11 protein-coding genes are annotated in these 13,866 nt (G+C 72.4%); 3 read left to right on the top strand and 8 right to left on the bottom strand.

Annotated features, from left to right (window positions below):
* Positions 1-43: 43 nt before the first annotated feature.
* Complete coding sequence (locus WMF22_RS42510; RefSeq protein WP_438033438.1) at positions 44-2,341, top strand: substrate-binding domain-containing protein; 2,298 nt, start codon at positions 44-46, stop codon at positions 2,339-2,341.
* 307 nt (positions 2,342-2,648) lie between these two features.
* Here WMF22_RS42510 and WMF22_RS42505 read toward each other — a convergent pair whose 3' ends face one another.
* Positions 2,649-3,815 carry a serine hydrolase domain-containing protein gene (locus WMF22_RS42505; RefSeq protein ID WP_438033437.1) on the bottom strand — a complete coding sequence of 389 codons (1,167 nt, stop codon included), beginning with the start codon at positions 3,813-3,815 and terminating at the stop codon, positions 2,649-2,651.
* A 190-nt stretch (positions 3,816-4,005) separates the two neighbouring features.
* Here WMF22_RS42505 and WMF22_RS42500 point away from each other — a divergent pair, with 190 nt between their 5' ends.
* Entirely contained in the window at positions 4,006-4,479 is a 474-nt protein-coding gene (locus WMF22_RS42500; RefSeq protein ID WP_438033436.1) for a MarR family winged helix-turn-helix transcriptional regulator, read from the top strand.
* 71 nt (positions 4,480-4,550) lie between these two features.
* On the opposite strand, the gene WMF22_RS42495 is transcribed toward WMF22_RS42500, so the two are convergent.
* From WMF22_RS42495 to WMF22_RS42485, 3 genes are all read right to left on the bottom strand, one after another.
* Positions 4,551-6,101, bottom strand: a complete 1,551-nt coding sequence (locus WMF22_RS42495; protein ID WP_438033435.1) for a hypothetical protein — start codon at positions 6,099-6,101, stop codon at positions 4,551-4,553.
* A gap of 157 nt (positions 6,102-6,258) precedes the next feature.
* Positions 6,259-7,776 (bottom strand): hypothetical protein, encoded by a 1,518-nt coding sequence (locus tag WMF22_RS42490; protein ID WP_438033434.1) that lies wholly within the window; start codon positions 7,774-7,776, stop codon positions 6,259-6,261.
* A gap of 184 nt (positions 7,777-7,960) precedes the next feature.
* On the bottom strand, positions 7,961-8,731 hold the full coding sequence (locus WMF22_RS42485) for an SDR family NAD(P)-dependent oxidoreductase (RefSeq protein ID WP_437295631.1): 771 nt from the start codon (positions 8,729-8,731) through the stop codon (positions 7,961-7,963).
* Positions 8,732-8,872: 141 nt separating this feature from the next.
* Here WMF22_RS42485 and WMF22_RS42480 point away from each other — a divergent pair, with 141 nt between their 5' ends.
* On the top strand, positions 8,873-9,784 hold the full coding sequence (locus tag WMF22_RS42480) for a LysR family transcriptional regulator (protein ID WP_437295630.1): 912 nt from the start codon (positions 8,873-8,875) through the stop codon (positions 9,782-9,784).
* Between the two features lie 48 nt (positions 9,785-9,832).
* On the opposite strand, the gene WMF22_RS42475 is transcribed toward WMF22_RS42480, so the two are convergent.
* The 4 genes from WMF22_RS42475 to WMF22_RS42460 all read right to left on the bottom strand — a co-directional run bounded on the left by WMF22_RS42475 (position 9,833) and on the right by WMF22_RS42460 (position 13,861).
* Entirely contained in the window at positions 9,833-10,453 is a 621-nt protein-coding gene (locus WMF22_RS42475; RefSeq protein ID WP_437295629.1) for a DUF1349 domain-containing protein, read from the bottom strand.
* Between the two features lie 103 nt (positions 10,454-10,556).
* On the bottom strand, positions 10,557-10,931 hold the full coding sequence (locus WMF22_RS42470) for a response regulator (RefSeq protein ID WP_437295628.1): 375 nt from the start codon (positions 10,929-10,931) through the stop codon (positions 10,557-10,559).
* Positions 10,932-10,945: 14 nt separating this feature from the next.
* Positions 10,946-12,379, bottom strand: a complete 1,434-nt coding sequence (locus WMF22_RS42465; protein WP_438037323.1) for a sensor histidine kinase — start codon at positions 12,377-12,379, stop codon at positions 10,946-10,948.
* A gap of 195 nt (positions 12,380-12,574) precedes the next feature.
* Positions 12,575-13,861, bottom strand: coding sequence for a c-type cytochrome (locus WMF22_RS42460; protein ID WP_438033433.1), 1,287 nt, complete (start codon positions 13,859-13,861; stop codon positions 12,575-12,577).
* Positions 13,862-13,866: the final 5 nt, after the last annotated feature.

Below are 13,866 nucleotides of genomic sequence, written 5' to 3'. Positions count from 1 at the left end.
ACGCGAGCGCAGCCGTGGGACGGGGAGCAGGGAGACCGGGGCGATGGTTCAGGGTAGCCGGGGCAGTGAAGTCGAGTTGCCGGAGCAGCGGGGCGGCAGCTCTGACGGCCCGGTCCAGGGAGATGGCGCGAGCGGACAGCCGGCCACGGCGGGAGGAGATGCCGGCCGCTCGGCGCAAGACGTGAATCGCCTTGCGGAGCCGCCTCGCCGCGGTACAGGCGCCCATGAGACGCCACGTGGGATGACCGTGGGCGTCATCACCCCCTACCTGGACGGCTCGTTCTGGAACCCGGTCCTGACGGGTATCCACGAGGCGGCGCGGCAGCACGGCTGTCGCATGCTGGTGATGCGCGGCACGGCCGCCTCGCTGAAGGCCCCTTCGCTCGCCAGAGAACAGGTGGACGGGTGGATCGTCGTGATCGGGGTGGACGGCATCGAGCGGCTCGCTGCCGAGCGGGTCCCGCTCGTCGTCGTCGGCACCCATGTCCACAAGGGCGACTGCCCGTCCGTGATCCCGGACAACCACAGCGGGATCCGGGGCGCGGTGCGCCATCTGCTCGGACACGGGCACCGGCGGATCGCGTTCGTCGGCTGCTTCCACGAGTCCGATGTGCGCGAGCGCTTCGACGCCTACCGGGAGACGCTCGCCGAGGCGGGGATACCGCTCGATCCGGAGCTGGTCATCCGGACCGACGACAACTGGTATACCGGCGGCGAGAACGCCGCCCCGCGGCTCATCGCGCGGCGGAACGCGTGCACGGCGGCCGTCTTCGGGACGGACAAGAACGCGATCGGGATGATGCCGTCGCTGAAGGCGGCGGGCGTCCGCATCCCCGAGGAGCTGGCGATCGTCGGCTTCGACGATGTGCCGGAGGCGCAAACATCCGACCCGCCGCTGACCACCGTGCGCCAGCAGTTCGAGATGCTGGGGAGCGCCGCGTGTGAGCTCGTCGTCTCGATGCTCTCCGGCGAGACGGCTCTGCCAGAGCTCGTGCTCACGCCGAACACGTTGATCCCGCGGATCTCGTGCGGATGCGACGTGGTCCAGAGCTTCCTCGACGAGGACGCGGCGTCGGGGGAGCACGGCGGCGGCGACCTGGGTCGACGGATGGTCGAGCTGCTCCTCGCGCCCCGGCCCCTTCCGCCCGATACGCCGTCTGCCGCGGTATGGCCGGGGGTCGCCCTGGTGATCGAGGCGTATGAGGCGGCGATCGAGGGCGCCGCGCCCCCTCCGGCGAAGGCGCTGGAGCGCGCCTACAAACAGGCCGTCGACATCTCCTCCGATATTGGCACGTTGATGGCGATCGTGCGCCTGCTCCGCCGGTCCCACGAGCGGCGCCGCGAGCGGCTGGGCGGGGATGCGGCGTCCGCGCAGCGGGTCGAGGCGTTCCTGGACGGCGCGCACCTCTCGATCGCCCGGGCTCGGCTCAGCGTCGAGGCCGAGTTCGTGGCGCAGCTCGGGATGCTCGTGCGGTCCAATCACGACGTGGGCCTCGCGCTGGTCAGCGGCTCCCAGGAGGAATCCATGTCGCTCTCATGGCTCGCGAGGACCAGCGCGACCTGGGCCTGCCTTGCGCTCCGGGAGGACGCGGAGACGCTCGTCGTCGCCGGCGCCTACAGCCGTGACGGCAGCGCGACGCCCCCGATCGGCAGCCGCCATCGGCTGGAGGCGTTTCCGCCGGAGCACCTGCTGCCGCCCGCGGCCGCGAGCGGCGCGCTCATGATGATGCTGCTGCCGATCCGCACCGAGCGGCGCGACTGGGGCGTCGTGGCGCTCATGGGGCCGACCCTCCGCGAGCTGGCCGGCGACGAGGGCACCGTCGGGGTCTGGGCGTCGCTGCTCGCCGCGGCCCTCGAGCGCGGCGAGCTCGTCCAGTCGCTCTCGGCGAAGAACGCGGAGCTGCAGATGGCCTATGCGAGCGAGCGGACGCTCTCGGAGACGGTGCGCGAGCTCGGCTGCCCGCTCATCCCGCTCCTGCCCGGCGTGCTGCTCGTGCCGCTCATCGGCGCGCTCGACCGGGACCGCGCCCTCCAGGTGCTCACGGCCGTTGTCGAGGGGGTGGGCCGGCACGAGGCGCGCTTCGTGTTGCTCGACATCACCGGCGTGCCGGCGGTGGACGCCCAGGTCGCCCATGCGCTGGGCCAGACGAGCCGCGCGGTCGCCCTGCTCGGCGCGCGCCTCTTCCTGGTCGGCGTGCGCCCCGAGCTCGCCAGGAGCCTCGTGGACGTGGAGCTGGGCAGTCTGGCCACGTACTCGTCGCTGGCGGGGGCCCTTCATGAGCTGACGACAGGAGGCCTCCGCCCTGGCGGCGCGAGGCGCCGCGCAGCGCGCATCGCCTGATGGCCGGGTTGCTTGAACTCCGGTGCAGGTCAGCGCTGGCAATGGAAAGCCGTGAACGACGATGCGCGCCTCGGAACAATCCTTGATGAGAGCGGTCCAGGCGCTCGCCCAGCCGGCGGACGTGCAGCGCGCGCTGTTCCCCGATGTCGTGTGTGTGGGTGACGAGCTCGCGAATGACGTTGACGTCAAAGCCGCAAATCAGAACGATTCGTGCATTTTTGCGCCTTTGCGCTCTTGGCGTCTCTGCGTTGAGCTCTCTCTTCGCTCGCGAGATCACGCACGCGCCCCCGCCGCGCAGGGCCGGCGGTCATAGACACGAGTACACGGCCTCGATCAGCGCTGGCCACCGCGGGTCGCCGCCCTGGCCGCTCGCGATCGTCTGGTTCGGCGTGTAGCCGAACCCGAGCCCCGCGTCGGGGTCGGCGAAGCCGAGCGCGCCGCCGGCGCCGGGGTGGCCGAAGGTCCGCGGGCCGCGCCCGAAGGGGCGCAGGGCGCTCGGCAGCATGAACCCGAGCGAGAACCGGCTCTCCGCGAGGAGGACGGCGTCGAGCCCGGCCGATCGCTCCGCCAGCGCGGCCTCGACCGCCTCCGGCGACAGCACGCGCGCGGTGCCGGCGAGGGCCCCGCCGTTCGCGAGCGCGCCGTACATCCGCGCGAGCGCGCGCGCGTTCGCGTGGCCGTTCAGCGCGGGGATCTCCGCGCGCCGGGCGCGGGCGGTGTTGACGAGGCCCGGCGTCACGAGGTCGCGCGGCCTGGTGAAGGCCATCGAGGTGAGCGACGCCGGGTCGCGCAAGCTCGCGCCGAACGCGCCGCCCAGGCCGCTCGGGCGCGCGATGGTCGGCGGTACCTCGGCGATCCGCCCGTCGTGCTCGGCGCCGGTGCCGATGTGGAAGTCCAGGCCGAGCGGGCCCGCGACGGCCTCCCGGAGGACCGCGCCGACCCGCTGGCCGCTCGCGCGCCGGATCACCTCGCCCACGAGGAAGCCGAACGTGACCGCGTGGTAGCCGTGCCGGGCGCCCGGCTCCCAGAACGGCTCCTCCGCGGCGAGGGCGGCGGTCATGGCCTGCCAGTCGTAGAGCGCGCCCTCCTCCGGCTCGGCGCGGAGCGCCGGCAGGCCGGCGCTGTGGTCGAGCAGCTGGGCCACGAGGACGCGCCCCTTGCCGGCCGCGCCGAACTCCGGCCAGGCGGCGGCGACCGGCGCGTCCACGTCGAGCGCGCGCCGCTCCGCGAGCGCGTGGGCGCACAGCGCCACGGCGCCCTTCGTCGCCGAGAAGACGTTCACGATCGTGTCGAAGCGCCACGGCGCGGTCCTCGCCGCGTCCCGAAAGCCGGCCCAGAGGTCGACGACCACGCGGCCGCGCACGGCGGCGCACACGGCGGCCCCGAGCTCGGGAAACCGCTCGAAATTCGAGGCGAACGCCGCGCGCACGGGCGCGAACGCCGGGTCGCAGGAGCCATGGATCGCGAGGTGCATCGCTCGTCCCTTCGTCCCTTCCTCGGGGCAGCACGGGCCCGGGCGCGCGCGGGCGAGCCGTCCGGCCCTTCGCGCCCGACCCCGATGATGCGCAACCCATGTTGCGCAACCTTGGTTGATGAATAGGGCCGCCGCCCGCGGCCGTCAACGTCATTTGCGCAACCTCGGTTGCGGGTTACACGCTCCGGCCGTGAAGCCTGCGCGCCCGGACGAGGACCTCGTGCTGCTCTTCGCCGCCATCGCGGCCGCGAACAGCGACGAGGTGATGCGCCGCGTGGAGCGGGCCGGCCACGGGGATCTCCGGCCGAGCCATGGATACGTGTTCCAGCACCTCGTCCCGGGGCCTGTGAAGGTGAGGGAGCTCGCGGAGCGGCTCGGCATCACGGCGCAGGGCGCCTCGAAGGCGGTGGCGGAGCTGGAGCAGCTCGGCTACGTGCGCCGGCGCGTCGCCGAGGACGACCAGCGCAACCGGCTCGTGGAGCTCACCGACCGCGGGTGGGCGGCGGTCGAGGCGGGGCGCGCCGCGCGCGCCGCGGTGAACAGGCGGCTCCGCGCGCTGCTCGGCGAGGAGCAGGCCGGCGCGCTGCTCGCGTCGCTCCAGCGCATCGCGGAGCGCACGGGAGGGCTCGAGCTCGTGTCCTCGCGCCGGCTCCGCAAGCCGTAGCGCGCCCGGGTCCGATCCGGCGGCTCCTCTCGTAGCGTCGAGGACCCAGGCGTCGAGGTGCGGCGCGCGTCTCAGTCGCCTGGCGCGGCGGGCGCGAGGAGCGACGTGTCGATGCGCAGCACGCGCGCCGTGAAGGGCCCCTCGCGCGACGCCTGCGTGCGCATGGCCACGGTGAGCTCCGTGCCGAACGCGGAGACATCGACGGGCGGGTGCTGCTCGTGCAGATCGTTGAAATAGCTCTCGCCTCCGATCGCGGGGAGCGGCAGCGTCACAGCGACCTCGGGCGCGCCTCCGGCGGCAGGCACGCGCACGAGGCGCAGCTCGCCGCGGCTCTCGTCCGCCACGGTGTGGCCGACGCACACCCGCTCCAGGTTCATCTCCCGCACCTCGTAGGCGATCGTCTCGTCGATGTGGCTGATCAGGAACGCGATCCACACGTCGCCATCGCTCGTGCGCGCGGCCGCGAAGGCCGACCATTGGAGCCCGGAGCCCACCTCGTGGCATTCGGCCGGGCAGTCCAGAGACGGGGGCGGGGCGGGGGTGACGCCGCCCTCGCAGTCGTAGTCGTACGTGGGCGGCGCGGTGCCGGGGATCGCGACCTCGTCGAAGCCGTCGCCGTCGCCGTCGCTGGCGCTCGCCAGCCGCAGCCCGTCGGGGTGCCGCACGACCGCCGCGAAGCGCGGAATCGTCGCTTGTCCGGCGGGCTGCGGCGGCGGGACGGGCTCGTAATCGAGCGGAGAGCTCGCGTAGAACGGGGCGCCGAGGCTGCGCTCCGTGGTGCCGTCGAGCACCACGAGCTGCCAGTTCCCGGGGAGATCTTCGACTTCGACGAAGCCGAACGAAAGCGGCGCGCCGTCGGGCGCGAGGGCGAAGCGCGGCCAATCGCTGCCGCTCGGCCGGCTCGCCTGCGCGACGTCCCAGGCGCCGCTGGACGTGCGCGTCGCGTGCACGGGGCTGTCGGGCGCATTCGTGTTGATCCAGATGTGGGGTTCTCCCCGGGAGTCCACCGCGACATCGAGGACCGGCATGTAGGGGTCGTCTCGATCGAACACGAGCTGCTTCCCGGTCGCGCCGCCGGCGAGCGGCAAGAACACGATACGACCGCCGCGATCGTCGTCACCGCCGCCCTCTGTCTCGTTCACCGCGGCATACGCGGTTCCGTCGAGCGACAGCGCCACGCTGACGCTGTCGCTGTCGGTCAGCACGTCGAAGTCGCGTTGCGTCGCCCCATCGCCGTCGAGCTCGAACAGCCGTGTCGGGGCGTCGCTGCTCGTCACGAGGTACGTCGCGCCCGCCGCCGGAACGGCTCGCACCCCGCCTGCTGCAAAGTCGGAGTCGGTGCACGTCACCTCCACGTCGAGCGTGATCGCGCAAGGCGCGCCCGCCGGACAGGCGTCGCCGTGGTCGCCCCGCCGCGAATCGCACGTCCCCGGGGCGCCGCCCGCGCCGCCCTGACCGCCCGCGCCGCCCTGACGACCGCCCGCGCCGCCCTGACCGCCCGCGTCGCCTTGGCCCCCGGCGCCGCCGGTCCCTCCTGTGCCAGATGCCGTATTGCCCTGACACCCGAGCGTCATCGACAGGCCGGCGAGCATGCCGGTCCCGAGGATTCGAAGGATGTTCAACTGCAATTCTCTGTGCATGAGCGCTCGCATCCCTGCGATGCGCTGGCACTCAGCACCAAACATACCAGTCGATCTTCTGCGCAAAAGCCGGCGTCCTACGCGATGGCTTGTGCCGCTCTGTGTCGGAATGGTCATTCACCATGAGCCGCACCCGTGGTCACCTGTCGAGCTGCCGGAGCTCCATCGTGTCGATGCGCAGCACGCGGGCCGTGAAGGGCCCCACGCGCGACGCCTGCGTGCGCATGGCCACGGTGATCTCCGTGCCGAACGCGGAGACATCGACGAGCGGGTGGCGCTGGTACACATCGCTGAAATGGCTCTCGCCTGCGATCGCGGGCAGCGGCAGCGTCACAGCGACCTCGGGCGCGCCTCCTTCGGCAGGCACGCGCACGAGGCGCAGCTCGCCGCGGCTCGCGTCCGCCGCGATGTTGCCGACGCACGTCGGCAGATCGGCGTTCTGCACCTCGTAGGCGATCGTCCAGTCGAGGTGGCTGATCAGGAATGCGATCCACACGTCGCCGTCGCTCGTGCGCGCGGCCGAGAAGGCCGACCATTCGAGCCCGGAGGTCACCTCGTGGCAGTCGGCCGGGCAGCCCGGCGACGGGGAGTCGCCGAAGCCGCGCTGGCAGCTGTACGCCGGCGTCGCTGTGCCGGGGATCGCGACCTCGTCGACGTCGCCCTCGCCGGCGCTCTCCAGCCGCAGCCCGTCGGGGTGCTGCACGACCGCAGCGAAGCGCGGAATCGTCGCTTCACCGGCGGGCTTCGGCGGCGGGATGGGCTCGTAACGGACCGGCGAGCCCGAGGGGACCGGAGCGCCAAGGCTCCGCTTCGTGGCGCCGTCGAGCACCTGGAGCTGCCAGCTGTCGGAGCCCGCCTGGACCATGCCGAACGAAAGCGGCGCGTCGTCGGGCGCGAGGGCGAAGCGGGGCCAACCGCTGTCGGCCAGCAGGCTCGCCGGCGCGACGTCCCAGGCGCCGCCGGACGTGCGCGTCGCGTGCTCGATGACCTCCGGCGCGTCCGTGAGGATCCAGATGTGCGGCTCGCCCTGGGAGTCCACCGCGACATCGAGGACCGGCACGTATTTGTCGTCGCGATCGAACACCATCTGCTTGTCGGCCGCGCTTCCGGCGACCGGCAGGAACACGACACCGCCGGGATAGCCGTCCCCGGTGCCTTGCGTCTCATCCACCGCGGCGTACGCCTTTCCATCCGGCGAGAGCGCCACGTACACGGCATTGGACTGCACGTCGAAGTCGCGTTGGGTCGCCCCGCCGCCATCGAGCTCGAACAGCCGCGTCGGGGCGTTGCTGCTCGTCACGAGGTACGTCGCGTCCGCCGCCGGAACGGCCCGCACCCCGCCCGCTGCGAAGTCGTACCCGGTGCACGTCACCTCCACGTCGAGCGTGATCGCGCAAGGCGCGTCCGCGGAACAGGCGTCGTCGTGGTCGCCCCGCTGCGACTCGCACGTCTCCGGGTCGCCGCCCGCGCCGCCCTGACCGCCCGCGCCGCCCTGACCTCCTGCGCCGCCTTCACCCCCGGCGCCGCCTGCGCCGCCTGCGCCTCCTGTGCCAGCTGGCACGCTGGTATCTCCCTGGCATCCGAGCGTCACCGACAGGCCGGCGAGCATGCCGATCCCGAGGATTCGAAGGATATGATTAGGCAATTCCCTGCTCATGAGCGCTCGCCTCCTGGCGATGCGCTGCCACTCAGCACCAAATGTGCCAGTCGAGCTCCTTCGCAAAAGCCCCGGTTGCGCTCGATGACCTGTGCCGTTCTGTGTCGGAATGCTCGTGGTGTTCGCTGCTCCCGTTGCAGGCGCGGGCCCGACGACCACGCGCCTGCCGCGAGCGCGGAGCGCCTCAAAGATTCATGCCGCCTGAGGCCTCGATGCGCTGGCCGGTGATCCACTGGCCCTCGGGCGAGAGCAGCACGGCGACCGCGCCGCCGATGTCGTCGGGGAGGCCGACCCGGCCGAGGGCGGTCTGGGCGGCGATCATCTTGTTCAGCTCGGCGTTGTCGCGCACGACGCCTCCCCCGAAGTCGGTCTCGATCGCGCCGGGCGCCAGCGTGTTCACCGCGATCTTCCGCGGCCCGAGCTCCTTCGCCAGGTAGCGGGTGAGCACCTCCACCCCTCCCTTCATCGCGGCATAGGCGGCGTAGCCCGGGAAGCTGAACCGCGTGAGCCCCGACGAGACGTTGAGGATCCGCCCGCCGTCCGCGATGAGCGGGAGGAGCTTCTGCGTGAGGAAGAACGTGCCCTTGAAGTGGACGTTCATGAGCGCGTCGAACTGCTCTTCGGTCGTCTCGGCGAAGCTCGCGTGGCCGCCCATGCCGGCGTTGTTCACCAGGTAATCGAAGCGATCGCGCTTGAAGCGACCGGCGAGCTCCGCCTTCACCGCGGCGGCGAACGCGTCGAATCCGCGGGTGCTCCCCAGATCGAGCGCGATGGCCGCCGCCGTCCTCCCCTTGGCCTCGATCTGCTTCACCACGTCCGCCGCCTCCGCCGCGGCGCCGCGGTAGGTGATGATGACGTCCACGCCGCGATCCGCGAGGTGGAGCGCCATGCTCTTTCCCAGCCCGCGGCTCCCGCCGGTGACGAGGGCGACGGGGCTACGCTTGGATGTGCTCATGGTCGGGTCCTTTCGATGGCGACGCGGCTGCCCGCCGCTGTCCGTGGCGGCTGCTCGCCGCTGTCTGCGACTGTGAATAGCGACCCGATCCCGGTTGCGGAAGGCCCGAGGCTCCGACACACTGTTTCGCCAATCGAAACAATGACCGTCGACGTCGGATCGCTGAAGATCTTCGTGAAGGTGGCGGAGCTCGGCAGCTTCACGCGCGCCGGCGAGCACCTCGGCATGCCCAAGGCGCGCGTGTCGCTGCGGCTGAAGGCCCTGGAGGCCGAGCTCGGCACCAGGCTCCTCCAGCGGTCGACGCGCGTCGTGCGCCTCACGCCGGACGGGGAGGAGCTCCTCCCGCGGGCGCGGCGCCTCGCGCTCGAGGCCGACGAGCTCGGCGCGATGTTCCAGGCCGCGCGGGGCCTGCGCGGGCGGGTGCGGATCGATCTGCCGGTGAACTTCGCGCGCGACGTCATCATCCCGCGCCTGCCCGAGCTGCTCGCGCGCCACCCCGAGCTCGAGGTGCTCCTCAGCACGACCGATCGGCTCGTCGAGCCGCTCCGCGAGGGCTTCGACTGCGTCCTGCGCGTCGGCGCCCCGGGGGGCGACGGCCTCGTCGGCCGCAGGCTCGGCGTCCTGCGGATGGTGAACCTCGCGAGCCCGTCCTATCTGCACCAGTACGGTACGCCTCGCCGGATCGAGGATCTCGATCGGCACCTCCTCGTGCATTACTCGTCGACGCTCGGCGCCGAAGCGCCGTCATTCGAGTACCCCCACGACGGCGGTTACCGCGAGTGGCCGATGCGCAGCGTGGTGACGGTCAACAGCGCTGACGCCTATCTCGCGGCGTGTCTGGCGGGCCTGGGCATCATCCAGGCGCCGCGGGTAGGCAAGTTCGCCAGCATCACCGCGGGGGAGCTCGTCGAGGTTTTACCCTCCCTCACGTGCGCGCCGATGCCCGTCTCGCTCCTCCACACGCACGGCAGGAGCGTGCCGCGCCGCGTGCGCGCGGTGATGAGCTGGCTCACCGAGGTGCTCTCTCCGCACCTCGAGGCGCTCGCCCGCTGATCCACGCGCTCCCGGCCGGCGAGCCCTTCCGCTCGACCCCGCGAGGGCTCACGCCGCGCGCCCCGGCGCGATCCGCAGCCGACCGAACTCCGCCACGAAGCCCTCGCCGAGCGGGCTGCAAGCATAAAGGCCGCACTCCACCTCGCGCGCGCCGTCGTCCTCGTGCAGGTGGGCCATGCGGATCTGCGTCCACGCCGCGCCGTCGTCCGAGCTGTCGACGAGGTAATCCGGCCCCTCCCGCCGGACGCGCAGCCAGATCTCGCGACGATCCGAGGGAAATGGCTGGGTCGACCAGTCGCTGTAGCCCGCGTTCGTCACCACCGCGCCGAGCCGGCTCGGGCCGTCCGGCTCGAACTCGACCGACGTCTTCAGCCAGCACGACTCCGCGATGCGCACCATGAGCCCTGCCTGGTCGTACTGGTGCGCCGGCCGGAACCGCACATGGCAGGTCATCACGAAGTCGCCGCCGGCGCGGGTGAAGAGGAAAGGCCCGTTGTCGTTGCGAAAGCCGTAGTGCGTCCGCTGCCAGTAGTCCGTCTTCGCGGCGGGCTCGACGACGAGCACGCGCCTCTCCGGCTCCACCGCCCAGCGCGCCGGCGGGTTGCGCCACGTGAGCCGCGGATCGATTCCAGCGTTGGTAAAGCCCTCTTCCAGAAGCTGTCCTGTCATGACGCAGACCTCCGAGTGCCGCACCCGCGCGCGGGCGAGGGCCGGGAGGCTACCACGGAGCGCGCCGCGTCCGGGGGCGCCCCGCTGCGATCGGCCGCGCCGCTCATGCCGAGGGCTCGCGCGGGCCGAGCACCGCGTCGTAGAGCTGGTCGAGATCGAAGGGTTTGGCGAGGAACCGCGCGAGCCCGAGCTCCGCGGCCCGCTCCGAGACGTCCACCGCCGCGCTCACGAGCACCACGCGCACCGCCGGATCGACCCGCGCGCGGATCGCCCTCGCGCAATCGTCGGGGGAGAGCCCGGGCATGAAGTAGTCGCACAGCACCGCCCGCAGCCCGTCGCGCTCGCGCTCGATCAGCGGGAGCGCCTCGGCGCAGGCGGAGACCTGGAGGCACTGGAGCCCCCACTCGGTCAGGCTGAGGGCGACGAGCTCCCGGAAATCAGGGTCATCGTCGATGACCAGCACGAGGTTTCGCACCATGTTCCCTCTGCCAGCTAGCGCCTCAGCTCCAGCGAAAAGACCATGAGGTCACCGGGCCTCCGCTCGATCCAGAACCTCGCGCCGTGGAGCCGGGCGATCCCCTGGACGAGGTGGAGGCCGACGCCCGTGCTGCGCGGCTCGCCACGCCGCCCCTCGAACGCGACGACGGCGAAGGGCTCCAGCAGCTTCTCGAGGTCCTCCGGGAGATCCTTCCCGCCCCGGACCTCGACCGTGATGAGCACGCGCGCGGCGGCGCCGGCGTCGATCGTGACGAGCACCGGATCGTGCTCCAGCGCGATGGACACGGCCTGGACGAGCAGGCTCCAGAGCGCCTGCTCGACGAGCTCTGGATCGCCCAGCATGTGCGCGTCTCCCCGGGGCACCAGGCGAATGCTGTGATCTTTGGCCACGAGCTCGAACTCTCCGATCACCCGGCGGGCGAGCTCCTCGACGTCGATCGCCTCGGGCCTGAAGGGGAGCTCGCCTCCGGAGATGCGCGCCGACCACAGGAGATCCTGGACCAGGCGGCCGAGGCGCGTCGCCTGGCGATCGATGATCGCGAGGGCGCGCTCGCGGATGGCCGGGTCGTTCCGGTGGGCGAGCGCCACCTGCGAGAACCCCTTCATGGTGGTGAGCGGCGTCTTCAGCTCGTGCGCGGCGACGGCGAGGAACCGGTCGCGATCCTTGTCGCGCTCGGCGATGGCCTTGAAGCTCGTGTTCAGCGTGTGGGCGAGCACGGCGAGCTCGTCGTCCCCCCGGTCCTCGAGCGGCTCGTAGACGCCGAGCTCGCGAAAGCATTGGACGGCGGTCACCATCCGGTGGATTCGCGGCGCGATCGCGCGGCGCACCGCGAGGCCGAAGAGCGACGCCGCCATGACGCCCCCGAGGCCGACGGTCATGAAGACGAGGAGGATGCGCCGCCGGATGCGGTCGAACGCGTCGTAAGCGACCTCCATGTAACGCAGGTTGATCTTGTGCAGCCTGACGAGGGCGCCGCTGAGGTTCTCCACGTCGGCGCGCCGCACGTGCGGCGCGGCGAGCGTCGGGCCCGCGAGCCCGGTCGTGCGCTCGATGTGCGCCACGGCAGCGGCGATGGTGTCCGCCGCCTCGCGCTCTTCCTCCAGGAGCGCGAGCTCACCGGCCCGCGCGAGCGCAGCGCGGAGGTGAATGGCCTCCGGCAGGGTCGAGGTCGCCGTCAACCACTCGCGCTGGTACCGATCGATGAAGGAGCGGAGCCGCATCATCGGCTCCCGGATCTCCTCAGCGACGTCCGACGGCGGGCGAGCGAGCAGGGGATAGAGGGCGTTCGATGACTCGATGCCGCTGCTGATGACGACGAACGGCTGGAAGACATAGTGACGCAGGTAGGATGTCTCGAGAGCCAGCCGCTTGAGCGCGACGATGGACATCGTGATGCCCAGGGCGGCCAGGATCAGCTGGCTGAACACGAGCAAGGAAAGACGCCTTCCTATGGACATCCTCCCCGAAGGCCCGTTGCCCCCGCCGCTCGGAGGCGAGCCCGCGTGCTGAGCGCGTTGAGACCACCGAGGCATCGGCCACCTCCTCGGTGTCGCCGTGGAAGCAAGGGAGGCACCACGACAAGGCCGGAGCGACCCTGGCGATCGACCCCTCCCGCTCGTCCGCTATTGCGGCCGCCCCTGAGCGATCCAGCTCTCGACGAGCTGGATCTCCTCCGGCCCGACCGCGGGTAGCCCGAGCGGCATCCCGCGCACCGCCGGATCGGCGCGGCCCGCCTCCTCCGCCTGCCGCGCCAGCAGCGCGGCGACGAGGCGAGGGGCGCCGTCCGGCCCGCGCGAGAACACGCTCCGCCGCTCGCCCTGATCGTCGACGTAGCCCGCGGCGATCCCCTCGTACGTGGCGAGGTTCAGCCCGCGCGGCTTGAACCCGAAGCCGCCCGTGTTCCCGGGCCCGCCGTCGCCGAGCGCGTAATCCGGCTCGGAGTGGCAGTGCCTGCACGTGACGCGGAACACCCGGCGATCCACCTCGGCGTACGTCACCCGCCGCGACAGCAGCGGTAGCCGCTCGGGCGCGCTCGCCGGCGCCCGCGGCGACAGCTCCGCGGTCGTGACGAAGGCCGCGATGTCCCGCGCCTCGGCGGGCGACATCGGCACCTGGGGCATCGGCGTGCCCGGCTTGATCGCCGCGGGGTCGAGCACCCACGCGACGAGATCGGCGGGCTCCATCCGGTCGCGCGCGTGCCTCAGATCCGGCGCCAGGGCGATCGCGGCCCGCGTCTCCCTCTCCATCCCCTTCACGGGCGCGACCGCCGTCACCCCGGCCGCCCCGGAGAAGGCGTGGCACGTCCCGCACCCCTTGGCCTCGTAGAGCTCGCGCCCCCGTGCCGCGCTCGCGCCCGCCAGCGGCGCGCTCGGACGTTCGCGCTCCTCGCGGCGATCGCGCGTGAGGTAGGCCGCGATATCGCTCGCCTGCTCGGGCCCGATCGCGAGCCGCGGCATCGTCGCGTGCAGGCGCGGGCGCACGTCGTGCGGCGACAGCAAGAAGGCGCGGATCCAGTCGCGGCGCAGCCTGTCGCCGGCGGCGGCGAGCGACGGCACGTCGCGCAGCTGCACGAGGTTCTCGTTCCACCGCTTCATCGCCGCGGCCGGCGCCTGGAACCGCCCCGCCGCGATGTCCTGGTGGCACTGGACGCAGTGGGCGTCGCGCGCCGCGGGCGCCTGCCCGGTCCCGTCGTGGCAGCGGTTGCACTGGAGCTCCGCGACGAGCCGCTCCCCGCGCGCCGGATCGCCGGCCGGCGCCGCGGCCACGGCGGCCGGAGCGGCTGCCGCAGCGCCCTGGTCGCTCGCGCGCGGCGCCGCGGCAGGCGCAGACCCTCGCGCGTCCTCGGAGGTACACCCCGCGGCGCCCGAGGCGAGCGCCGCGAGCAGGGCGAGCAGCGGGCGGGCGCGCATCGGCG

It is taken from the genome of Sorangium sp. So ce204 (assembly GCF_051526795.1).
Classification (GTDB): domain Bacteria; phylum Myxococcota_A; class Polyangia; order Polyangiales; family Polyangiaceae; genus Sorangium; species Sorangium cellulosum_B.
Note: the sequence above shows the minus strand (reverse complement) of the source record. Positions and strands in the feature narration are given on the sequence as shown.